The organism is Arcicella lustrica (assembly GCF_034930985.1).
Taxonomy (GTDB): Bacteria; Bacteroidota; Bacteroidia; order Cytophagales; family Spirosomataceae; genus Arcicella; species Arcicella lustrica.
Window position 1 is genome coordinate 26474 of the sequence record NZ_JAYGIM010000022.1, and the last position, 22695, is coordinate 49168.

The following is a 22695-nucleotide window of genomic DNA, read 5'->3' on the forward strand; positions in this document are numbered from 1 at the left end:
TACTAACAAAAAAGCTCTTGGCTTAAATTAGCCAAGAGCTTTTTTATTTACTCTTCTCTCTTCCCTTTTCGGGCTTGCAACAAGCCTTGTTTGATGAGTTCGTTATTTTTCCAAGCTTTAATGGCTGTTTTAAATTTAGCTTTATCTTCTTTGGAAACTGTTTCTAAATCTGATAAATCTGGTTTGCCAGCATTTACCCAAGCAGTGTACCAAAAATCTGCAACGCTTTCGCTTGATAATATCATCTGATTATTGATAGTATTGCCTAAACGTTCTCCGTAAGCCTTAGCAAATTCGCCTGTGTAATTCTTCCTCATTTGTCCAAAACGCTCTGAACGTTTAAATTTTCTTTCCTCAGTAAAACCAATGCTAGCATTAATTTCTTCTTTGAAAACGCCATCTAATAATTTGCTGGTTGCTGCGATTTTTTTCCAAATTTCAGCCAAAGGGTCTTTAATGTATTTGGCTTTATGTTTTGTATGAAGATTATAACTTTCAATATTCATCTCTGGTACAGCAGTTTCCCAAAGTGAGTGAAGTCCCTTTTGGTTGGTCAACTGTCCATCGTAATTATAACTTGTGTGTAAAGGCACGTGCGCATCCGAAATATAATGTCCTAAATCTGCTGCATAAAATAAAATACTGTCTTTCATTTTACTACGGAAAGCATTGGTCAATTTCTCTTGCATATCTACTACTACCCACGGTAAAGTACCATATTCTTTCAGTGTGTCAACAGAGTATTTCTTTACAGCCGAATCCCAATCTTGCGGAATAGCATTTAAAGGATCTTTACCATAAACTGGGGCATCTAAATCAATAAAGTGTTTTGGAGCTTCTGTTTTATCGGTATTTCTACGAACATCTGGACGAACAGAATTATAAACCATGTAGTCTTCATTCTTCATAAAAAAGGTTGACAATTTCTTAGGCAAAGCATAAGCCGTAATTTGATGAATGGTTTTGTGACCTAAAAAGCCCCAAGAACAACAGACTAACAGTATTAAAAGAGCAAGGATTGCATTAAGTTTTGGTAGTTGTTTCATGAATTTAATTTTGCTGATGAAAAATTAGTGAATTGATTATAAATTAGAATTTGTTAATTAGCAACGAACTTGATTCTCAATTAAATTAATTGGTATCAAAACAAAGATAGAATGAAAGAGATTATATTATCAACTTGATGATTTAAGTAATAATTAATTCTTTCAGATTTTAGCAAGCAATTACTCTTTAAAAGTTTAATTCAAAGTATAATACTTCATCCAAAGGATTATAAACATAAGCTGATGTTTCTTTAAAACCAAAAGAACGATACAAAGCGATAGCTTCCGTCAAACTGGTTAAAGTATCCAATTTCATGGTTTGATAATGGGCATTTTTAGCGAAAGTGATTAATTCTTCAACCAATTTTCTACCAACTTTCAGTCCTCTAGCTGTTGGTTTTACGTAAAGGCGTTTCATTTCACAAACGCCATCAGCAATGAGTTTTAGCGCAATACAACCTACAATTTCCTGATTGATTTTGGCAAGAATAATACAGCCTTTGGGTGCTGCATATACTTTTGATAAAGATTGTAATTCCTCTTCAAAATGCTGAAAACAAAGGTCAATCTTCAAATATTCAGCATATTCTATAAAGATTTTTCTTACTTCATCTAATTCCTCAGGTGAGTAATTCACATAATGGAATTGCATATTTTTAATTTTGTGAGTAAATAATTAAGGATAAAAAAAATTGAATGAAAATCACTTACTAATTTTGGGTATGAAATTACAAGAAATATTCCGAAACATCATTGCTAACGATTCTCTTCACTCTCGATTCTTGAATACTCTTTCATTAATGGAGAATACAGGTGCAAGAAAAATATCGGCTTCAGAAGATAAAACTAAGGTTTCTTATATCGTTTTGAAGCACGCAGCCGAAGAAGCACGTCATGCTTTTTACTTAAAAAAGCAAATTCAGAAGGTCGGAAAAATAGCAGATTTCCCAACCTACGAAAACCCATATCTCATCGCTCCTTTTGCGAGTTATACTTATTTACATACGCTGGACATTCAGGTTTGTAGATATTTAAAAAGCAGCTTGAAGCTTTCAGGAAGTGATTTGAGATATGCCGCTTATCTATTGGTTACTTATGCCATTGAAGTAAGAGCCGACGAATTGTATCCTGCCTATCAAGAATTACTTGATGAAGTATCGTCTAAAGTAAACATGAAATCAATCATTGTTGAAGAAGAAGGACATTTGGCAGAGATGATTAGTCAATTAAAAGAGTTTTCTCCTGAATGGGAAACGCACGCTAAAATCGCTTGTGATATTGAAAAGACTTTGTTCGACCAATGGATTGTTTCGATTGGGAAAGAGTTAGGGGTTAATTAATAGCTTTTAGCTATGAGCTATGAGCTTTTTTTATTTAAAGGCTCATAGCTGACAGCTTACAAAGAATTTCTTCTAATAAACACAAAAGGATTTCTGATGTGTTCTTTTTTGCCACTCAGAATTAAGTCGGCAGCGTTTTTTCCTAATTGAAAATGATCGGTAGCAACTACCGTAATTCCTCCAGAAAGTATTTCCTTAATCGGTGTTTCGTTATAGGAAACGATGCCAATATCTTCTCCTACTTTCATCTTTTTATGTTGGCAACACATCAGCGTTTCTGCCAAATATCTTTCCGAAAGAATCAAATATGCTTCTTTACTTCTGATGGTATTTTCTTCTACTTCTGAATAAATGTTGTACTGCAATTGATGTTCTTTAGCAAACTTCTTCAGTCCTTCAATTACGAAATAAGCGTTGGCATAATGCTCCTGAATAATACAATTGATTGTACTATATTTCATGATAGCTTCCTTCGCTTTGAACAAAGCTTCGTAAATATCTTGCTCGAAATCTTGATAAACGCAAGCGTAATTTCCCCGAATAAATTCATTCCTTTTTTCTAAAAGAATCAATTTCCCAGTTGGAATACTGTTGACGGTTTTGAGGAAATCTTCGTTCGGGCAATTGGCATGAAGCATAAAAGCGAAGTAATCATACTGATTGATTTTCTCTTTTATGACCTTTTCAAAATGAAAAGCGTTCTGGGTACTGAACTGATGAATGTATAAATCTACCGTAGCTTTCCCTTCAATTTCATTCATAAAACCATCGTAGATTTCATGTTTAAAATCGTTCAGCCTACTAAAAACCATCAGGATTTTTAGCTCTTTTTTTTGAAGGCTTCTGTGCGAATTGGCTATTTGTGCTGTCAATGAGAGTGTCTTTTTTGTCTTATTGTGTCCAAGTAACATATTTCCGAAGAACTAAATATCCTGTTTTACACCGAGCGTAAAAGACAGGTCATATCAGGACACAAAATACTCATTTTCACAGTTTTGCAAAATATATACCAGCATTTGCAAGAAATGTCCTAACCATCAGAAGCATTTAGCAACTAATTTTACGAAACAATTACTGCACTATTTCAATAATTTATTTGACTTATTAAATCATTCAAAGCACTCGTTTTATTTAAAGTCAAAAATTACAGTTGAAGCAAAATGTAATTGTATTATTTATCACTTGCGTATTACCTGCTATTACCAATATATAAATAACCCAATTTTATCCAACCAATAAAATGATAAAGACATTCAGAGAGTTTTCTCAAAACAAGCAAGATTCAAAAACACCAAAATATCAACAACTGGTAAATACTTTGTTGATTGATATTGAAAGCGGAAACTTACAAACGGGTGAACGCCTTCCTTCCATCAACGAAGCTAGTGAAGAGTGCTACTTGTCTCGTGATACTGTTGAACGTGCTTATTCAGAACTTCATCGTTTGGGCGTTATTACTTCTATTTTCAGAAAAGGATATTTTATTTCTGGGAAGTCAGCCAAAACCAAAACGAAAGTATTTTTCCTAGTTGGGAAAATTACAGAAAACAACAAAGCTATTTTTAATGCTTTTGTGAATGCCTCTAACAAAGATGTAACGGTTGATATTTTCACTTACAATTACAAGAGTGATAATTTCAGAGAAATCATCAACAGCCATCTTGGTAATTATCACTACTATGTTATCATGCCTCACTTAATTGAGGAAAGTGAAGAAAACATTAAATGTTTAAAGAAGATTTCTGGCGAACGCCTTATCTTTTTAGAACAATCGTTAGCATCACTTCATGGATTGAATTCAAGTATTTTGAGTAATTCGGGTGATGAGATTGCACAAGTAATGCAACAAAACTTAAAGCATTTCAAGAAATACAAAACCTTGAATTTGGTATTGACAGAAGACGAGTACTTCGATTCTGAATTGATTACTGGTTTTAGAGATTTCTGTGAGACAAATCATTTCGATTTCCAAGTGTTGGATGGCTTTCAAGATGAAGAAGTAATGCAAGGAAATGCTTACTTGACGATGGATGACATTGATTTAGTAGCAGTAATTAAATCAGCAGAACAACAAAACTTTACATTGGGCAAAGAAATTGGTTTAATCTCTTTGAACGACAATTGTTATAAAGAAATATTAGCCGGTGGCATCACGATAATATCCTCAAAGCCTACTGAGATTGGAAAAATGGCCGCCAACATTATCCAAGCCGGTAAACGCCAACAGGTACAAGTACCGATGGAAATGGTTTTAAGGAAATCACTTTAAAAGCACTTTTTTAATTGAAAAATAGGCTAAGATGATAAAAATCTTATCCCTTGTTTACAACCTTGACTATCTTTAGTCAAGGTTGTTTTGTTTTCATGGCTCTTTTTCTGTTAAAATCCTGTAATTTTGCAACTCTAAAAAAATTATCTTGTAGCCAAATCACACTTATTGTTAATGACTACAACAAAAACCACAAGCAATGGAATACAATTTCAAAGAAACAGAACAGAAATGGAGAAAGTTTTGGGAAGAAAACCAAACCTATAAAACAGAGATTAATCACGATAAACCAAAGTACTATGTTTTGGATATGTTTCCTTATCCATCAGGTGCTGGTTTACATGTTGGTCATCCACTTGGTTATATCGCTTCTGACATTATCGCTCGTTACAAACGTTTGAAAGGTTTTAATGTATTGCATCCAATGGGTTTTGATTCATTCGGTTTACCTGCCGAACAATATGCCATCCAGACGGGGCAACATCCTGCGATTACTACCGAAGAAAATATTACTACTTATATTCGTCAGCTAAAACAAATTGGTTTTAGTTATGACTGGTCTCGTGAAGTACGTACTTCTGATGCCAAATATTACAAATGGACGCAGTGGATTTTCATGCAATTGTTCAAGCATTATTATGATAAAGATGCTAACAAGGCTTTACCGATTGCTTCTTTAGTAGAACGTTTTGCAATTTCTGGTAACAAAGGCATTAATGCCGTTTGTGATGAAGATACACCAAACTTTACTGCGGAAGAATGGAATGGAATGAACGAACAAGAGCAACAAACTTTGTTATTGAAATTCCGTTTGACTTTCCCTGATGATTCTGTGGTAAACTGGTGTCCAGCTTTAGGAACAGTTTTGGCGAATGATGAAATCAAAGATGGCGTTTCAGAACGTGGTGGTTATCCTGTTGAACAGAAAAAAATGAAGCAGTGGGCAATGCGTATTACTGCTTATGCCGATAGATTAATCGACGGATTGAACGAAGTAGATTGGTCAGACGCTTTGAAAGAACAACAACGCAACTGGATTGGTAGAAGTACGGGTGCAAGTGTGAAATTTAAAGTTGATGCTTCGACTGTTCAAGAAAATGCACCTGAATTTATTGAAGTATTTACGACTCGTGTTGATACCATTTATGGTGTTTCGTTTATGGTAATTGCTCCAGAACATGAGTACGTTCCATTCTTGACAACATCAGAACAAAAAGCCACAGTTGATGAGTATATAAAATGGGTAGCTTCAAGAACGGAATTAGACCGTATGTCGGAAGTGAAAAAAGTAACGGGTGCATTTACAGGTAGCTATGTAATCAATCCATTTAACGACGAGAAAATTCCTATTTTCTTAGCAGATTATGTTTTGGCGGGCTACGGAACAGGTGCAGTTATGGGCGTACCTTCAGGCGACCAACGTGACTGGAATTTTGCGAAACATTTCGATTTACCAATTGTGCCAATTTTAGATGCACAAAAAGATATTGAAGAACAAGCCGATAATACCAAAGAAGGAAAATACATCAATTCAGGAATTATCGACGGCATGGGATACAAAGAAGCAACGGCAACTTTGACAAAATGGTTAGAAGAAAAAGGAATCGGTAAAGGTAAAATTCAATATCGTTTGCGTAATGCAGTATTCAGTCGCCAACGTTATTGGGGCGAGCCAGTACCAGCGTACTTCAAAGACGGTTTACCATATTTGATTGAAGAAAGCGAATTGCCTTTAGAATTACCAGTAATCGACAAATACCTACCAACCGAAACAGGCGAGCCACCATTAGGACGTGCAGAAGGTTGGAAGTACAAAGGCGAATACGAATATGAATTGTCAACAATGCCGGGTTGGGCAGGTTCGTCATGGTATTGGTATCGTTATATGGATGCCCAAAATGAGCAAGAATTTGCTTCGTCAGAAGCTATCAATTACTGGAAAGCTGTTGATTTATACTTAGGCGGTTCAGAACACGCTACTGGACACTTATTGTACAGCCGTTTCTGGAATAAATTCTTGAAAGATTTAGGATTAGTACCCGAAGAAGAATTTGCTAAGAAATTGATTAATCAAGGCATGATTCAAGGGCGTTCTAATTTTGTATATCGTGTGAAATCTTCTGTGGGCGAAGGCAAAAATCCAGTCTTTGTTTCATTCGGTTTGAAAGAACAATATGAAACTACGCCAATCCACGTGGATGTAAACATTGTTTCAAACGAAGTATTGGATATAACAGCTTTTAAAAACTGGCGTTCAGATTTTGAAAATGCTGAATTTATTTTAGAAGATGGCAAATATATCTGCGGTGTAGAAGTAGAGAAAATGTCAAAATCTAAATACAACGTAGTCAATCCAGACGTTTTAGTCGATAAAGTTGGTGCAGATACTTTGCGTTTGTACGAAATGTTCTTAGGTCCATTAGAGCAAGCCAAGCCTTGGAATACCAATGGTATCGACGGTTCATTCCGTTTTATCAAAAAAGTATGGCGTTTGTTCTATGACGATTTGGGAAATTTCAAAGTAAAAGATGAAGCTCCAACGCCAGCAGAATTGAAGGTTTTACATACTTGTATCAAGAAAGTAGAAGAAGATTTAGAGCGTTATTCATTCAATACAGTAGTTTCTACTTTGATGATTTGCGTAAATGATTTAGGTACATTGAAATGTAATAAGAAAGCAATCTTGCAAGAATTAGTCATTTTGATGTCGTCATACACGCCACACATTGCTGAAGAACTTTGGGTATTGTTAGGCAACGAAGCAGGAACAATTTCTTATGCTACTTTCCCTAAATTCAATGCTTCTTTATTGGTAGAAGCTAATTTCGATTATCCGATTTCAATCAACGGTAAAGTAAGAGCAAACATCTCTTTCCCAACCGATGCGATTCCAGCGGATATTGAAGCAGGCGTATTAGCCAATGAAGTAGTACAAAAATGGTTAGACGGCAAAGCTCCTAAAAAAGTAATCGTCGTTCCAAAACGTATTGTGAATGTAGTGTTGTAAGGTAGTTTATTTACGAAGATTTAATTCTATTCAATCCTATGAGGTTTTTGAAACCTCATAGGATTTTTTTTGTTTATACAACTTGAATACTTTTAAAATTTGCAGAGAAGAGCATTTATTTCTAAATTTATATATACAAGTTTTATCTAAAAGATACTGTTATGAACGCTAAATTGACCCTCACAATAGAGCAAGCTGTTATTGATAAGGCAAAAAAATATGCCAAAGAAAAAGAACGAAGCTTATCCGATTTAATTGAAAGTTATCTAAAAACACTCCCAGTAGATAACCCTCAAGATGAAATTGAATTAACACCAATTGTGAAATCTTTAAAAGGTACTTTTTCTGCCCCTGAGAAATTAGACTACAAAGAAGAATTAAGTAATAGTTTATCTGAAAAGTATTTATAAATTATGACAAGGATTTTAATTGATACAGATATAATTCTTGATTTTTTCTTCGATAGAGAACCCTTCTCTGAAAATGCAGCAAAAATTTTATCACTTTGTGAGTCGAAACAAATAAAAGGATTCATTACTCCAGTAATCATTAGTAATGTCTATTACTTGCTAAGAAAAACAGCTTCACATGAAAAAGTAATTGGAAAACTTAGCGTACTCATTTCTATTATGGAAATTTTAATCATAGATAGAAAAGCAATTATTATGGCTTTGAAATCAGAGTTCAAAGATTTTGAAGATGCTTTACAAAACTATTCAGCAGAGTTGAATACAGAGATTGACATCATCATCACACGTAATACCAAAGATTACAAACACAGCTCCCTATCTGTCATGACACCTGAAAACTATTTAAAATCAAAACCTAATCATTAAGAAATCAATATCCTATCTCCTACCTTAATATACCCAATTCTCAAAAATAACAATCTCTTCAAGTGCTTTTAGTTTTTTATCCTTAACTTCAAAAACTAAAATATACCTTTCATCAAATTATCTTTTTTATGGAATTACAAGCCTTACAATATCCCATTGGAAAATGGGTCCCTCAAGAAACGCATACTTGGGAAGAGATTCAAGAAAAAATAGCTTTGTTAAAAACGATTCCTGCAAAATATAAGGAAGTAACTGCTGAATTAAGCGAGGAGGATTTATTGAAACAATATCGTGAAGGTAGTTGGTCGGTCAGACAAATCATTCACCATGTTGCCGATATGCACGTTTTGTATTTTGTTCGTTTTAAACATGCTCTCACTGAAGTGAATTCGGAAGCTGTGGTAGGAAAAGTTGATGCTTGGGCAAATTTAGAGGAAGCAAAAACGGCTCCTATTGATTTCTCTTTGACTTTATTAGCAGGTGTTCATCAGCGTTGGACGTATCTTTTAGAACAAATGACGGAAGAAGATTTTCAAAAAGGATTTTATCATCCAACACGTAAGATGTACATGACCTTGAAAGATGCCGTTGATATTGGCGTTTGGCATAGTCAACATCATTTGGCACATATTAAAATTGCACTAGGAATTGCCCAATCATAGAAATTATCTAATACAAAAAGTTTTAAAGTCTTCTATAGAAAATACCTTCAAAAAGGATAAAATTTTATCCTTTTTGAAGGTATTTTCCTACTAAAAGAGGAAAAATTTCATCTTTTAGTAGGAAAATTGGTATTCCAAGTATCAACATTTCTACTTTTTTGCGGAATATTGCGGTTTTTAACAGCAATATTCAATCGAAACTTCGGATTGTTGCGGTTTTAGATAGCAATTTTGCTATTTCAAATAAGAAAATCTCTTCTCTGGATATAAAAATTCTTTCTTTTTTGCGGAAAATTACGGTTTTTAGTACCAATGTACTTATTACTTCAACCGCAATTTTATAATTTCATTTTACCGACTTTATTATAAAATCGCCAGCTTAATAAACTCGCAGAAGCGAAAAGACTAAGTGTTAGCCCAATCCAAATACCAATATGCTTTAAATCATAAATAAATCCTAAAACATAACACAAAGGCAAGCCAACGCCCCAATAAGCAAAAATGGTAATTAAGGTAGGAACATTTACATCTTGCACTCCTCGTAAAATACCCAAACTCACCGCCTGAACGCCATCGAATAATTGAAAAATTCCTCCCCAAATGATTAATTGGGCTGCCAATAATATTACGCCTTCGTCTTTTACATAACTCGCAAAAAAGTCATTGAAAGTCAACATCAACACGCCACAAACGCCCATAAAACTTACACCCATGAGTAATGCAGCGGTTCCAGCTCTAAAGATGGCAGTACGGTTTTTTTCTCCTACACCTGCCCCAACTCTGATGCCCCCAGCGGTAGCAATTCCAGTGGCAGCCATATAAGTAAGTGACACAAAACCAATTGCTACTTGGTGCGCCGCTTTATGTTCAATACTTATCCAACCCATCATTACAACAGCACCGTAGAAAGCCGCAATTTCGAAAAAGCCCTGAAAACCACTTGGAATGCCTACTTTCAGGATATTTTTAATCAGTTTAGGCATTTCATTTTCATGAATTTTTGTCCCTATATATTCTTTAAACTTACCTGAACGAAAAACATAATAAGTGATGGCAAGAAACATATAAAGCCTAGCAATACAAGTAGCATAACCAGCACCTTTTAATCCCAATTCTGGAAAAATCCAAATACCATTAATCAAAAAATAGTTCAGAATAACGTTCATCAAAAGGGCTGTCCAAGTAATATTCATGGCTACTTTGGTATGTGAAAGTCCGTCAGTAAAACTTTTCATCGCCGAGAAAAGAAAAGCTGGAATGGTAGAGGCTGTCATTATCCAAAGATACTCTTGTGTAAGTGTTCTAATCTGTGGAGGCTGTTGCAGTATTTCCATATTCAGTCCAAATGCCACTACTAATACCGAACAAATAATTGCCATCAACAAGGCTACCCACAAACTTGCTCTTAATAATAAATTACATTTGGCGAAATCGTTTTCAGCTTTGGCTTTGGCAACCATTGGCGAAACAATTTGTAAACAGATATAACCAATAATGGAAATATTAATCAAAATTCCATTAGCATCAGCCGCTGCCGCCAAGGATTCTACCGCACCTTTATCGATGCGTCCTACTTGTATGGTATCTACCAAACCCATAATCATAATGCCTAACTGCCCCGCAATGATGGGAAGCGACAAACGATAAGTAGCAATAAGGTCGGGCTGATAATTTTTAAACAAATTTTTCAAGGGTATATTTTTTTAAGAGATTGTTGATACAAACAAAAGAAATGATTGAGAAAAGAAAGTTTTTGTAGATTCTTCTACAAAGTTAAAACCTAAATAATTGATATACTTAATTGGCTTTTGATTTAAAACATCAAATGAAATAAATTAACATTAAAGACTAAAAACTGTACTTTTGTTGCAGAAATCCTAAACACTTAACTTACCTAAAAACAATCCAACGATACTATGTCGAATATTAGAACATTAAAGCCTCGAAAAAGAATTGCCATTATTGCACACGATAATAAAAAAGCCGAATTAATTGATTGGGTTTATTACAACAGAGGAGTATTATCAAGACATGAATTATTTGCAACAGGAACAACAGGCAGATTGGTTGAAGAATCTATCGACCGACCAGTAACAAAATTATTAAGTGGTCCGTTGGGTGGCGACCAGCAAATTGGTGCTTTAGTAGCCGAAGGTGCTGTTGACATGATTATCTTTTTCTGGGACCCAATGGCATCACAACCGCATGACCCAGATATTAAAGCTTTGTTGCGTTTGGGTGTAGTTTGGAATATCCCAATGGCTTGTAACCGTGCCACGGCTGATTTTATGTTGACTTCGCCATTAATGAATGATGAATACGAATCTCGTCTGACAGATTATTCTGTTTATTTGGGAAGAAAAGTATAGTTTTCAATTTGAAGATTTGAAAATGGCAAGAAATAAACAAGTAAGTTTTATTCATCAATCACATTTTCAAATCTTCAAATCACCAAATTTTCAAATCACCCCAAGCCATACATCTTCTTAATTTTCTCAAAAAGTACTTCGTTAATTTTTCGGTAGCTTTCAACCGTCCAACCCGCAATGTGTGGCGTTAATATTACATTTTTCATTTGAAACAATTGCTCATAAACCTCTTCTTGTTCAGGTGTTAATTGTTTCATTTTCTCATTTTCTAATACATCCAAGCAAGCCCCTCTTACTTTACCCGATTGTAAGTTTTTCAAAATATCCGTAACAGAAGCCACTTCTCCACGAGAAGTATTTATTAGGAAAATATTCTTTTTGAATTTCGATAAATACACATCGTTCACCAGCATTTTCGATGACTCATTTAAAGGAATATGCAAAGAAAGTATATCTGTTTTCTCAAAGATTTCTTCCATCGTTACTTCTTTTACCAAGTTGGATGAGTAATCTGTTTTGAAACAATCGTAAGCCAATACTTCTACACCAAAGCCCGCTAGTCGCTCAGAAAGCGCTTTTCCCATATTACCATAACCGATAATACCGACCGTCATACCTTTTAATTCTGTGCCACGATTGGCTTCACGCAACCAAATTTTCTGACGAACTTCTGCATCAGCCCAATTGATTTTATTGAAAAGCGACAACAACATTCCTAAAGTATGCTCCGCAACAGCATCAGAATTTCCTTCATTTGCTGCAAACAATTGAATATTTAATAGCTCTACGGCTTCAATATCAATCAAATCTAAACCTGCGCCAGCTCTACCAATAAATTCTAATTTTTGTTGATGCGTTAAAAACTCTTTATCAATTTTAGTTTTACTTCTAATCAATAATCCTTCGTAATCTTTTATGATATTCAATAATTCAGGACGTTGAATATTGGGTTGGTAATCTGGAGAAAAACCTATTTCACTGAGCATCGTCAGGATGCTTGGGTGCATATCATCAGCAATTAAAACTTTCTTCATCATATTTGTTGTTCGTACCGATTAATTAATTCCGCTTCGGTATGAATAAGTACTAAAAAAACCTGCCACTGAGGTGACAGGTTCATTTTCTGTTTACAAATTTAACAGATTAAATATTTTTCAGAAAAATTAGCGCCTAAAACTTTAATTTTTTCAAGTTGTTTAAGCCAATTTCAATGCCTTCCATTGGAGTACGTTTGTAGTTTTCTAATTCAACCACAAAGTATTTTGTACCTGCAATTTTAGCCGCATTAAAAATCTCTTGGAAATTAATATCGCCTTCTCCTACTTCTACTGTTACATTTTTAACTGGATCGTGGTCTTTTACGTGGAAATGCGTAAATCTTCCTGGATGGTTTTTGAACCATTCGATAGGTTGTTCTTTACCCACAACTACCCAATATAAATCCATTTCGAATGTTACTAAATTCTTATCAGTATTATTCAAAAGGGTTGTATAAAGTTGTTCGCCATTATACTTTTTGAATTCAAAATCATGGTTATGGTAACCAAATTTCACACCAGAAGCCTTGCAATATTCACCTGCTTTATTGAAAGTTTCTGCCATTTGCTTACCAATCAAACGGTCTGGGTCAGACATGTATGGAGCAATCACATATTTTTGACCAACTTTGATTGCATCTTCTACCAATTTCTTGAAATCATCAGAAAGCTGTCCGTTTGCATAGTCTTTTGAAGTAACCATAGCATGAGCAGATGGCATTTTCAAACCGTTATCAGCCAACGTTTTTGCATAATCAGCAGGTGTTAAACCAAAGAATTTGCCGTTTGAATAACCAAAACCTTCTACTTCTTTGTAACCCATTTTAGCAATTTTAGCCAAAGTATCTTTAGCATCTACTTTGATGGCATCACGCACAGAATATAACTGTACCCCAATATGGCGAGCCTCTTTTTTAGCAGCCCATAAATCATTCGCAAGAAGCGTTGCACCAGCAGTAGCAATTAAGCTATTTTTCAAAAAGTCACGACGTGATTGTTGTTCGATTGACATTGTTAATTAAGGTTGAATTTAGATTGAATAATATTTTTAGAAAATATTTTACCCTTACAAATTAAGGCTTTTTTGAATTTTCCTTATACTGGACTAACTATTTCTTTTCTATTTCTTACTACATCAATGGCTGTAAAAATAGCTTCAAGCATGGATGTTTCTTTGGCTATATTTTTTCCAGCAATATCATAAGCCGTTCCGTGGTCTGGCGAAGTACGTACTATCGAAAGTCCAGCCGTAAAATTGACACCATTTTCAAAAGAAATGTATTTAAAAGGAATCAATCCTTGGTCGTGATACATTGCTAAAACAGCGTCATAATGTTTAAATTGAGCATTTCCGAAAAATCCATCCGCCGGAAAAGGTCCAAAAACAAGATTACCTTTCTTTCTGAATTGTTCCAAAACTGGAGAGATTACTTCTTTTTCCTCATTACCTAATAAGCCATCTTCTCCAGCGTGAGGATTCAAGCCCAATACAGCAATTTTTGGTTTTTGAATACCAAAATCTTCTACCAAAGAAGTAAACATCAAATTCAGTTTCTGCGTAATTTTTTCCTGAGTAATCGCTCCACGTACTCTTCCCAAAGGAATATGTCCTGTTACTACGCCAACTCTCAACACATCAGAAACCAAAAACATCAAAGATTCTTTGGAATCAAACGCTTCAGTGAAGTATTCAGTATGCCCAGGGAATTTAAATTCTTCAGATTGGATATTATTTTTATTGATGGGAGCCGTCACGATAGCATGAATATGCCCAGCTTTTAAATCTTCCGTTGCTTTTTGTAAACAAGCTAAAGCAGCAGCACCCGCTTCAGGAGTTACTTTACCCGGTGTTACTTCGGTTTGTTTATCATCCCAACAAGTAATGACGTTGGTAAATTTTGGATTGATTTGGTCGATACTCTGAATACCATGTAAAGTCCAATCTTTTAATTCAAGTGCTTTTCTGTAATAAGTAAATACTCTTTGCGAACCATAAATTACAGGCGTACAAAGTTTTAAAATACGGTTACTTGTTAATGCCTTTAAAATTACTTCAGGCCCTACACCATTATAATCGCCTAAAGTTATTCCTATGATTGGTTTTTGTTGTTCCATTGTTTTTGTAATGAGGGAATGGTTGATTTCTTTAAAATAACAGAGTTTTCACCATTCTATAAATTTGAGTTGCAAGTTATCTTAAAAGTAGGGGAAATAAAAAAGGTTCAACGAATTGCTTCGCTGAACCCAATATTGAATTCTGTTAAAACTACTTTTTGAAGGCTTGCCATTTTAAATAAGTTGCTGAACGCCAAAGCCATTCCATTGGTCCACAAATAAATATACTTAGCCACCATTTACTAAAAATGATTTGAAAAATAAAAATTCCGATACCAATTACATAACACCAAGCAGGACTAATATCGCCCGCCAAGCCAAAACCAATTCCATAAAATAACAATACACCAAAGGCACTTTGCATTAAATAGTTTGTCATTGCCATTTTGCCAATTGTAGCTAAAGTCATATTCACAACTGCCATTTGTTTTAAATTACTTAAATAAAATAATCCAGTGATGTAAGTCATTGTAATGAGAAGAGATTTCAATAAAATTAAAAAATTATGAAAAATGATTACTGGGTTGTTTCCTACATGATTATTTAACCCAAAATCTACTTTTTTCAGTAAAATGACACAAGAAAGAGTAACAATTATCAAGAACAGTAATATTTTGTTCAAATGAGGCCTTATAAGATCTAGGTTTTCTAAAACCTTTCCCCTTCCAATAAAAAGTCCAAACAGCATAAAGCCAAAAGTCACAAAAATTCTACTGGTATTAAACTGATAGTCAACTTTTGTTTTAAGTCCCTTCAAATTTTGAGTAACAATCTCTTGATAAGTTCCTTGCTTCAAAGTATAAAAACTTTGAATGTAGCTTTTTTCCTGATGTTCATTTCCCATTTCTACACCTCTACTTGTTTGTGCTTTAGGAACTGAACCATAAAATTGGATTTGATTTCTTAAAAAACTAGGCAGAATAAGAATAAAAAAAATGCAAAACTTAATAAGGTTTTACTTCCAATATTCCTCAATAAAATTAAAAAAACACCTAGAAAAGCATATACTCCTAACACATCTCCATTCCAATGCACATGATGGATAAAGCCAATGATAAAAAGAATAAGTAACCTCCAAATAAATCTTGGAATAAATTTTTTATCCGAATCTTTCCTCTGTCCTAATTGAATGGCAAAGCTCACTCCAAATAATAAAGAAAAAATGGTGTAAAATTTACCCACAATAAAAAAATTATTAAATTGATTTACAACAACACTTGCTAAATCATTTTGATACTTTACATTGATTATATTGGGAATGATGCTTAGGACAAACCAAGCCCTAATATGTGTTAAAGCCATTCCTAGCAATGCAAATCCCCTAAGGGAATCAACAAACAAAATTCTATTTTTTGAGGTGTTTAAATTCATCATGATTAAACTTGTTAGGGTTTATTAAAAATTGAGAACCTTATATACTCTTTTCAAGTAAGATTACAAATCCATGTAAATGTATTTGTAACTTAGTAATTCAATAAATCCTTAGCTCAGGATAATAAATGATTTTTGTCATTTATCACATTGAAACACCAAGCACATTTACAAAAATAGCATCTAACCAAAACCAAATTGCATCTTTCTAATATCTGCCAAATTTTCTTGTGTAGAAGTAACCAAATACCCAATTTATTTTTGATTTTTGTATGATTTAATATGTTTTTGTTTTGTAGATTATAATTTCTTAATAGTTAGCCTTAGTAAGAGATTTTCAAAACACAAGACCCTTTCAAATAAAGCATTTACCAATAATCGACAACCAATTTCTGAAATATGGCTCAGCCTTACGTCCAAAAAATCAACAGTCTCTTGGTAGCCAATCGTGGTGAGATTGCTATCCGAATCATGCGTGCTGCCTCTGAATTAGGTATTCGCACCGTTGCCGTTTATACGTTTGAAGACCGTTATTCTCTTCACCGATACAAAGCCGATGAAGCTTACCAAATCGGGAAAGATGATGAGCCTTTAAAACCTTATTTGGATATTGAAGGAATTATTAAACTCTGTAAAGAGAAAAAAATTGATGCGATTCATCCAGGATATGGCTTTCTTTCTGAAAACGTAACGTTGGCTCGCCGTTGTCGTGAAGAAGGTATCAAATTCATTGGACCATCTCCAGAAGCAATGGATGCTTTGGGTGATAAAGTAGCTGCTAAAGTAGCTGCCAGAATCGCACAAGTACCAATGATTGAGGACTCTAAAGAAGATTTAATCAATTATGATATTGCACTTTCGGAAGCACGTAAAATCGGATTCCCAGTAATGGTAAAAGCTGCTGCGGGTGGTGGCGGAAGAGGAATGCGTGTAGTTCGTGAAGAAGAATCTTTAGAAAAAGCATTCAGCGAAGCCAAAAACGAAGCAAAAAATGCTTTTGGTGACGATACTATTTTCATTGAAAAATTTATCGACCAACCAAAACATATTGAAGTACAATTATTAGGTGACCAACACGGAAATTTAGTTCACCTTTATGAACGTGACTGTTCTGTACAAAGACGTTTCCAAAAAGTAGTTGAAGTTGCACCTTCTTTTGGTTTGAAAGAAGAAACTCGTCAGAAATTATATCAATATGCTTTATCAATTGGTAAAGCAGTAAATTATTATAATGCTGGTACGGTTGAGTTCTTGGTGGATAAAGACGAAAACATTTTCTTTATCGAAGTAAACCCACGTATTCAAGTAGAACATACCATTACTGAAGAAGTAACAGGAATTGACATTGTTAGAACGCAAATTCTAATTGCTCAAAACTATAAACTTTCAGACAGTAATATCTTTATTTTAAAACAAGAAGATATTCCGTTGAATGGTTATGCCATTCAATGTCGTATTACAACAGAAGATCCTGCTAATGGCTTTAAACCAGATTTCGGAACAATTATCGCTTACCGAAATGCCGCAGGTTTTGGCATTCGTTTAGATGAAGGTTCATCATATCCAGGTGTAAAAATTTCTCCATACTTCGATTCGATGTTGGTGAAAGTGTCTGCTCGTGGTAGAACCTTGAAAGGAGCTTCTGAACGTCTTTCACGTGCTTTAACAGAATTCCGTATTCGTGGTGTAAAAACGAATATTCCTTTCCTTAAAAATGTAATTACGCACCCAGTTTTCCAAAAAGGAAAATGTGTGGTACAATTCATTGACTCACATCCAGAGTTATTCGATTTTAAAACTTCAAGAGACCGTTCAACGAAAGTACTTCGTTATTTGGGTGATGTGGTAGTAAATGGTAATCCAGATGTAAAAGTTAAAAACGAACGTACTTTCCGTACACCAGTTGTACCAGCTTTTGATGCTTTTGCAGCATATCCAGCAGGAAATAAACAATTGTTAGATTCGATGGGTGCTGATAAATTCAGTCAGTACATCAAAGAACAAAAGCAAATTTTATATACTGATACTACTTTCAGAGATGGTCACCAATCTTTATTAGCAACACGTGTCCGTACTAAAGATATGGTAGCGGTTGCTGAAAGCTATGCTAAAAACTTCCCACAATTATTTTCAATGGAAGTTTGGGGCGGTGCTACTTTCGACGTAGCGATGCGTTTCTTGAACGAATCTCCTTGGAAACGTTTAGAAGCATTCCGTGAAGCAATGCCAAATATGCTTTTACAAATGCTTTTCCGTGGTTCAAATGCGGTAGGTTATTCAGCATATCCAGATAATTTAATTGAGAAATTCGTAGAAAAATCTGCCGAAACAGGTATTGATGTCTTCCGTATTTTCGACTCCCTAAACTGGGTTGAAGCTATGAAAGTATCTATTAAAGCTGTTCGTGAACGTACAAATGCTATCGCAGAAGCTTCTATTTGTTATACTGGTGATGTCTTTACGAATGAAAAATATTCGTTACAATATTACTTAGATATGGCTCGCCAGTTAGAAGACGAAGGAGCGCACATCTTGGCGATTAAAGACATGGCAGGTTTACTTAGACCTTACCAAGCACAATTGTTAGTAACAGAGTTGAAAAAAGCTCTTTCAATTCCTGTACACTTACATACACACGATACTGCTTCGATTCAAGCGGCTACTTATTTAAAAGCCATTGAAGCTGGTGTTGATATTGTGGATTGTTCTTTAGGTTCAATGTCTGGCTTAACGGCTCAACCAAACTTCAATTCGGTGGTGGCAATGATGCAAGGAAACGAGCGTGAATGCCCAATCAATTTACCATTATTGAACCAATACTCTACTTATTGGGAAGATATTCGTCAATTGTATTATCCGTTTGAATCTGAATTAAAAGCAGGAACTGCCGAGGTTTACGATAACGAAATTCCGGGCGGACAATATACTAACTTGCGTGGACAAGCCATTGCTCTGGGCGTAGGCGATAAATTTGAATTGATGAAGAGCAATTATGTTGAAGCTAACAAATTGTTTGGCGACATCGTAAAAGTAACACCGTCTTCAAAAGTGGTTGGTGATATGGCTATCTTTATGACCGCCAACTCTTTAACTGCTGAGGATGTATATGCGAAAGGGGCAACGCTTTCTTTCCCTGAGTCTGTAAAAGATTTCTTCAAAGGTGGTTTAGGTCAGCCTTATGGCGGTTTCCCAAAACAATTACAAGAAATTATCTTGAAAGGAGAAACTCCATTGACTACTCGTCCGAACGATACAATTCCTCCAATTGATTTTGGAAAGGATTTTGAAGATTTCAAAACGAAATTCCCAGAAAACGAGCAAGGAGAATTAGATTATCTTTCATACAAAATGTATCCGAAAGTATATGAAGATTACTACAAAGCGCAACAAACTTATGGTGAAGTTTCATTAATTCCGACGCCTGCATTCTTGTATGGTTTAAAACCAGACGAAGAAATCTTGATTACAATTGATGAAGGAAAAACAATTATTGTAAAATATTTGTATAAATCTGAACCTGACGAATCTGGACTTCGTACCGTTACTTTTGAATTGAACGGACAAGCTCGAAGAATTAAAGTATTAGATAAAAACATCAAAATTGAACGTGCTCAACATACTAAAGCTTCGGCTAAAGGCGATATTGGCGCACCTTTACAAGGTCGTTTGAGTAGAATCTTGGTGAAACCAGGCGATGAAGTAAAGAAAAATGCACCATTGTATATCATTGAAGCCATGAAAATGGAATCAATCGTTTCTTCTCCATTCGAAGGTATCGTTTCAAGAGTTGTTCTGAATGAAGGAACGGTAGTTGAACAAGAAGATTTAGTATTAGCCGTTGAAGAAGCCACTTTACCTGAGCCAGACAAAGAAGAATACTTATTCGTTTATGGTACGCTTAGAAAAGACTTCGGAAATGAATTACATAAACTAATTACTCGTAATTCTGAATTTATCGGAATAGCTGATTATCAAGGGAAAATGTACAATATCGGTGAATATCCGGGTATTGTAGTTTCTGATGATGCCAATAGCAAAGTAATTGGTGAATTGTATAAACTTTCAAATTCTTTAAGATTAATAAGAATTTTAGATGAGTATGAAGAATTCTATCCAGAAAATATTGCTGAAAGTGTTTTTGTAAGAAATGCCGTTTCAGTGAGTATTGATGGAACAACTTATGAAGCATACGCATATCTGTACAATCATCCGACAGACGGTTTACCAGAAATAACAAGCGGTGATTTTTTAGCCTAGATAATCATTGACTTGAAAATTCATGAAGAGCCTTGGAGAAATTCAAGGCTCTTCTGGTTTTATTCCATTCAAAAAAGAGAATGTCATAAAGCGCAAAGCAAATCACTTCTTTATCTTTGTAAGAATTTATTTCATCAAAAACTATCAACAATATGACCATTGAATTAAGAAGCGATACTTTTACAAAACCTACACCTGCGATGTTAGAAGCAATGTTTTCGGCGGAAGTTGGAGATGATGTTTTTGAAGACGACCCAACCGTCATTGCTCTCGAACAAAAAACAGCTACCATGTTTGGCTACGAAGCAGGATTATTCTGTACTTCTGGCACAATGACCAATCAAATAGCCATCAACGTCCACGTAAAACAAGGTGACGAAGTAATTTGCGATGCTCTCTCTCACATTTATTTATACGAAGGCGGAGGTATTTCAGCCAATTCTATGGCTTCTGTTAATTTATTGCAGGGAGATAGAGGAAGATTAACGGCTTCTCAAATCAAAGAAGTAATTCAGCCTGACAATATTCATCATCCTATTTCAGCTTTAGTTTCTTTGGAAAATACCGTCAACAAAGGCGGTGGTGCTTATTATCAATTAGCTGATATTCAAGACATCAAAAAGCTTTGCATCGAAAACAGCATTCCTTTACATTTGGACGGAGCGAGAATTTTCAATGCTTTGGTAGAAACACAGGAAAGTCCTTTGGAATATGGCAAATTATTTGATTCCATTTCAGTCTGTCTTTCAAAAGGTTTAGGAACGCCAATTGGTTCTGTATTATTAGGCACAAAAGACTTTATCAAAAAAGCCAGAAGAGTAAGAAAACGTTTGGGCGGAGGCTGGCGACAAGCAGGATATTTGGCAGCAGCAGGTATTTACGCACTAGATAATAATATTGAAAGACTAAAAGAAGACCATGCTCGTGCTAGAATAATCGGCGAAACAATGGCAAAACTGCCAGAAGTAGAAGAGATTTTACCCGTAGATACCAACATCGTCATTTTCAGATTAAATGAAAAAATACTTTCATCTGATTATGTTCAGCAATTGCACGAAAAAGGTATTAGAGCCGCAACTTTTGGCAAACACTTAGTTAGATTTGTAACGCATTTAGATTTTACGGATGAACATTTAGAGGAGTTTCAGAAGAGAGTTTTATAAATGATATTAGGCACAGTATTTATTTACTGTGCCTTTTTTAATGTCATCTGTATTGTGTAAATTTATCCTAACACTAAACAACTTTATTGATGCAAAGTAATGCCCAAACTCCCGACCAATACATTGAAGAATTGCCTGAGGACAGAAAAATCGCCATCAGCAATTTAAGAAAAGTAATTCAGGAAAACTTACCTGAAGGTTTTCAAGAAACAATGAGCTATGGTATGATTGGCTATGTAGTACCACATTCACTTTACCCAAGTGGGTATCATTGTACTCCGAATCTCCCACTCCCTTTTTTGAATATTGCTTCACAGAAAAACTTTATTGCGGTTTATCACATGCTTGTTTACTCTGACCCAAATATCAATCAATGGTTTGTAAACGAATTCCCCAAGCATTCTAAATCTAAATTGGATATGGGAAAAAGCTGTATCAGATTCAAGAAATTAGACCAAATTCCATTTGAATTAATTGGAGAGTTAGCTTCTAAAGTAACTGTTGATGAATGGATTAAGATTTATGAAGCACAATTGAAACGGGAAACAGAATTTTAAGTACCCAATTTTTACTTAAATATTTTTCATTAATTTTGTATAAACTACTAAAAGTCATGGACAATATCCTATTATATAACAAACTGATTAATTTGCCTGAAAACATGAAAGCTGAAGTGTCTGATTTCATAGATTTCCTCCTAAGTAAATCGCAAAAGAGTAATCAAGAACCTGAAAAGCCTAAAGCAAAATTTGGTAGTGCAAAAGGTATGTTTACTATTAAAGAAGATTTTGATAAACCTTTGGACGATTTTAATGAATATATGAATTAATGAAAAATCTACTTGATACTCATACATTAATTTGGTTTTTGAATGGAGATTATAATTTGTCGGAAAATGCGAGAAAAGCGATAGAACACAAAAATGCCATTAATTATGTTAGTATTGCAAGTTTGTGGGAAATAGCCATAAAAGTGAGTTTGAACAAATTAGATTTACACTCTCCCTTTCATAGCATTGCTGAACAAATTAATTTTAATGGTTTTCAGCTTCTTTCAATAACATTTGAAGATACTTTAATACTCTCAAGCTTACCTTTTCATCACAGAGACCCATTTGATAGAATTATTATATCACAAAGTATTTCTAAAGAATTAACAATCATTTCAAAAGATAGTTATTTCAATGCCTACGATGTAGTTACAATCTGGTAATTCTTAAAATC

21 protein-coding genes are annotated in these 22695 nt (G+C 34.6%); 12 read left to right on the forward strand and 9 right to left on the reverse strand.

Annotated elements, in window-relative coordinates; translation table 11 throughout:
* Window positions 1-47: 47 nt before the first annotated feature.
* Window positions 48-1046, reverse strand: a complete 999-nt coding sequence (locus tag VB798_RS22985) for a zinc dependent phospholipase C family protein (protein WP_323689583.1) — start codon at window positions 1044-1046, stop codon at window positions 48-50.
* Window positions 1047-1233: 187 nt separating this feature from the next.
* A complete protein-coding gene (locus VB798_RS22990; protein WP_323689584.1) occupies window positions 1234-1698 on the reverse strand; it encodes a GNAT family N-acetyltransferase in 465 nt (154 codons plus the stop codon).
* 70 nt (window positions 1699-1768) lie between these two features.
* On the opposite strand from VB798_RS22990, the gene VB798_RS22995 reads away from it, so the two are divergent.
* Entirely contained in the window at window positions 1769-2386 is a 618-nt protein-coding gene (locus VB798_RS22995; protein ID WP_323689585.1) for a hypothetical protein, read from the forward strand.
* A 56-nt stretch (window positions 2387-2442) separates the two neighbouring features.
* On the opposite strand, the gene VB798_RS23000 is transcribed toward VB798_RS22995, so the two are convergent.
* Window positions 2443-3258 (reverse strand): substrate-binding domain-containing protein, encoded by an 816-nt coding sequence (locus VB798_RS23000; RefSeq protein ID WP_323689586.1) that lies wholly within the window; start codon window positions 3256-3258, stop codon window positions 2443-2445.
* A 368-nt stretch (window positions 3259-3626) separates the two neighbouring features.
* On the opposite strand from VB798_RS23000, the gene VB798_RS23005 reads away from it, so the two are divergent.
* The 5 genes from VB798_RS23005 to VB798_RS23025 all read left to right on the forward strand — a co-directional run bounded on the left by VB798_RS23005 (window position 3627) and on the right by VB798_RS23025 (window position 9160).
* Window positions 3627-4655 (forward strand): GntR family transcriptional regulator, encoded by a 1029-nt coding sequence (locus VB798_RS23005; protein WP_323689587.1) that lies wholly within the window; start codon window positions 3627-3629, stop codon window positions 4653-4655.
* A 199-nt stretch (window positions 4656-4854) separates the two neighbouring features.
* Window positions 4855-7662 (forward strand): leucine--tRNA ligase, encoded by a 2808-nt coding sequence (gene leuS / locus VB798_RS23010; protein WP_323689588.1) that lies wholly within the window; start codon window positions 4855-4857, stop codon window positions 7660-7662.
* Window positions 7663-7823: 161 nt separating this feature from the next.
* Window positions 7824-8072: a DUF6364 family protein gene (locus VB798_RS23015; RefSeq protein ID WP_323689589.1), complete on the forward strand. Its 249-nt coding sequence runs from the start codon at window positions 7824-7826 to the stop codon at window positions 8070-8072.
* 3 nt (window positions 8073-8075) lie between these two features.
* Window positions 8076-8498, forward strand: coding sequence for a PIN domain-containing protein (locus VB798_RS23020; RefSeq protein ID WP_323689590.1), 423 nt, complete (start codon window positions 8076-8078; stop codon window positions 8496-8498).
* A gap of 128 nt (window positions 8499-8626) precedes the next feature.
* Entirely contained in the window at window positions 8627-9160 is a 534-nt protein-coding gene (locus VB798_RS23025) for a YfiT family bacillithiol transferase (RefSeq protein WP_323689591.1), read from the forward strand.
* Window positions 9161-9498: 338 nt separating this feature from the next.
* Here VB798_RS23025 and VB798_RS23030 read toward each other — a convergent pair whose 3' ends face one another.
* Window positions 9499-10851: an MATE family efflux transporter gene (locus tag VB798_RS23030; RefSeq protein WP_323689592.1), complete on the reverse strand. Its 1353-nt coding sequence runs from the start codon at window positions 10849-10851 to the stop codon at window positions 9499-9501.
* 225 nt (window positions 10852-11076) lie between these two features.
* On the opposite strand from VB798_RS23030, the gene VB798_RS23035 reads away from it, so the two are divergent.
* Window positions 11077-11529: a methylglyoxal synthase gene (locus VB798_RS23035; protein WP_323689593.1), complete on the forward strand. Its 453-nt coding sequence runs from the start codon at window positions 11077-11079 to the stop codon at window positions 11527-11529.
* A 95-nt stretch (window positions 11530-11624) separates the two neighbouring features.
* Here VB798_RS23035 and VB798_RS23040 read toward each other — a convergent pair whose 3' ends face one another.
* From VB798_RS23040 to VB798_RS23060, 5 genes are all read right to left on the reverse strand, one after another.
* Window positions 11625-12566 carry an NAD(P)-dependent oxidoreductase gene (locus VB798_RS23040; RefSeq protein ID WP_323689594.1) on the reverse strand — a complete coding sequence of 314 codons (942 nt, stop codon included), beginning with the start codon at window positions 12564-12566 and terminating at the stop codon, window positions 11625-11627.
* 133 nt (window positions 12567-12699) lie between these two features.
* On the reverse strand, window positions 12700-13578 hold the full coding sequence (locus VB798_RS23045) for a sugar phosphate isomerase/epimerase family protein (RefSeq protein ID WP_323689595.1): 879 nt from the start codon (window positions 13576-13578) through the stop codon (window positions 12700-12702).
* Window positions 13579-13661: 83 nt separating this feature from the next.
* Window positions 13662-14681 carry a 4-hydroxythreonine-4-phosphate dehydrogenase PdxA gene (gene pdxA / locus VB798_RS23050; protein ID WP_323689596.1) on the reverse strand — a complete coding sequence of 340 codons (1020 nt, stop codon included), beginning with the start codon at window positions 14679-14681 and terminating at the stop codon, window positions 13662-13664.
* 151 nt (window positions 14682-14832) lie between these two features.
* Window positions 14833-15525: a DUF418 domain-containing protein gene (locus VB798_RS23055; protein WP_323689597.1), complete on the reverse strand. Its 693-nt coding sequence runs from the start codon at window positions 15523-15525 to the stop codon at window positions 14833-14835.
* A gap of 59 nt (window positions 15526-15584) precedes the next feature.
* Window positions 15585-16055 (reverse strand): DUF418 domain-containing protein, encoded by a 471-nt coding sequence (locus tag VB798_RS23060; RefSeq protein WP_323689598.1) that lies wholly within the window; start codon window positions 16053-16055, stop codon window positions 15585-15587.
* 396 nt (window positions 16056-16451) lie between these two features.
* Between VB798_RS23060 and VB798_RS23065 the strand changes: the two genes are divergently transcribed.
* The 5 genes from VB798_RS23065 (at window position 16452) to VB798_RS23085 (ending at window position 22684) form a co-directional block, all read left to right on the forward strand.
* Window positions 16452-20309: a pyruvate carboxylase gene (locus VB798_RS23065; protein ID WP_323689599.1), complete on the forward strand. Its 3858-nt coding sequence runs from the start codon at window positions 16452-16454 to the stop codon at window positions 20307-20309.
* Between the two features lie 152 nt (window positions 20310-20461).
* Window positions 20462-21472 carry a threonine aldolase family protein gene (locus VB798_RS23070; RefSeq protein WP_323689600.1) on the forward strand — a complete coding sequence of 337 codons (1011 nt, stop codon included), beginning with the start codon at window positions 20462-20464 and terminating at the stop codon, window positions 21470-21472.
* A gap of 89 nt (window positions 21473-21561) precedes the next feature.
* On the forward strand, window positions 21562-22029 hold the full coding sequence (locus tag VB798_RS23075; protein WP_323689601.1) for a DUF1801 domain-containing protein: 468 nt from the start codon (window positions 21562-21564) through the stop codon (window positions 22027-22029).
* A 56-nt stretch (window positions 22030-22085) separates the two neighbouring features.
* Window positions 22086-22301, forward strand: a complete 216-nt coding sequence (gene vapB, locus VB798_RS23080; RefSeq protein WP_323689602.1) for a type II toxin-antitoxin system VapB family antitoxin — start codon at window positions 22086-22088, stop codon at window positions 22299-22301.
* Window positions 22301-22684, forward strand: coding sequence for a type II toxin-antitoxin system VapC family toxin (locus VB798_RS23085; RefSeq protein ID WP_323689603.1), 384 nt, complete (start codon window positions 22301-22303; stop codon window positions 22682-22684). The genes vapB and VB798_RS23085 overlap by 1 nt, the downstream gene beginning before the upstream one ends.
* Window positions 22685-22695 lie beyond the last annotated feature (11 nt).

Bases quoted from the DNA above. Each gene is read 5' to 3' on its own strand.
- leuS (WP_323689588.1), top strand. From the start codon at position 4,855: ATGGAATACAATTTCAAAGAAACAGAACAGAAATGGAGAAAGTTTTGG.
- vapB (WP_323689602.1), top strand. From the start codon at position 22,086: ATGGACAATATCCTATTATATAACAAACTGATTAATTTGCCTGAAAAC.
- VB798_RS23025 (WP_323689591.1), top strand. From the start codon at position 8,627: ATGGAATTACAAGCCTTACAATATCCCATTGGAAAATGGGTCCCTCAA.
- VB798_RS23035 (WP_323689593.1), top strand. From the start codon at position 11,077: ATGTCGAATATTAGAACATTAAAGCCTCGAAAAAGAATTGCCATTATT.
- VB798_RS22985 (WP_323689583.1), bottom strand. From the start codon at position 1,046: ATGAAACAACTACCAAAACTTAATGCAATCCTTGCTCTTTTAATACTG.
- VB798_RS23045 (WP_323689595.1), bottom strand. From the start codon at position 13,578: ATGTCAATCGAACAACAATCACGTCGTGACTTTTTGAAAAATAGCTTA.
- VB798_RS23085 (WP_323689603.1), top strand. From the start codon at position 22,301: ATGAAAAATCTACTTGATACTCATACATTAATTTGGTTTTTGAATGGA.
- VB798_RS23015 (WP_323689589.1), top strand. From the start codon at position 7,824: ATGAACGCTAAATTGACCCTCACAATAGAGCAAGCTGTTATTGATAAG.
- VB798_RS23020 (WP_323689590.1), top strand. From the start codon at position 8,076: ATGACAAGGATTTTAATTGATACAGATATAATTCTTGATTTTTTCTTC.
- VB798_RS23075 (WP_323689601.1), top strand. From the start codon at position 21,562: ATGCAAAGTAATGCCCAAACTCCCGACCAATACATTGAAGAATTGCCT.
- VB798_RS23005 (WP_323689587.1), top strand. From the start codon at position 3,627: ATGATAAAGACATTCAGAGAGTTTTCTCAAAACAAGCAAGATTCAAAA.
- VB798_RS23040 (WP_323689594.1), bottom strand. From the start codon at position 12,566: ATGATGAAGAAAGTTTTAATTGCTGATGATATGCACCCAAGCATCCTG.
- VB798_RS22995 (WP_323689585.1), top strand. From the start codon at position 1,769: ATGAAATTACAAGAAATATTCCGAAACATCATTGCTAACGATTCTCTT.
- VB798_RS23065 (WP_323689599.1), top strand. From the start codon at position 16,452: ATGGCTCAGCCTTACGTCCAAAAAATCAACAGTCTCTTGGTAGCCAAT.
- VB798_RS23055 (WP_323689597.1), bottom strand. From the start codon at position 15,525: ATGGGAAATGAACATCAGGAAAAAAGCTACATTCAAAGTTTTTATACT.
- pdxA (WP_323689596.1), bottom strand. From the start codon at position 14,681: ATGGAACAACAAAAACCAATCATAGGAATAACTTTAGGCGATTATAAT.
- VB798_RS23060 (WP_323689598.1), bottom strand. From the start codon at position 16,055: ATGATGAATTTAAACACCTCAAAAAATAGAATTTTGTTTGTTGATTCC.
- VB798_RS23070 (WP_323689600.1), top strand. From the start codon at position 20,462: ATGACCATTGAATTAAGAAGCGATACTTTTACAAAACCTACACCTGCG.
- VB798_RS22990 (WP_323689584.1), bottom strand. From the start codon at position 1,698: ATGCAATTCCATTATGTGAATTACTCACCTGAGGAATTAGATGAAGTA.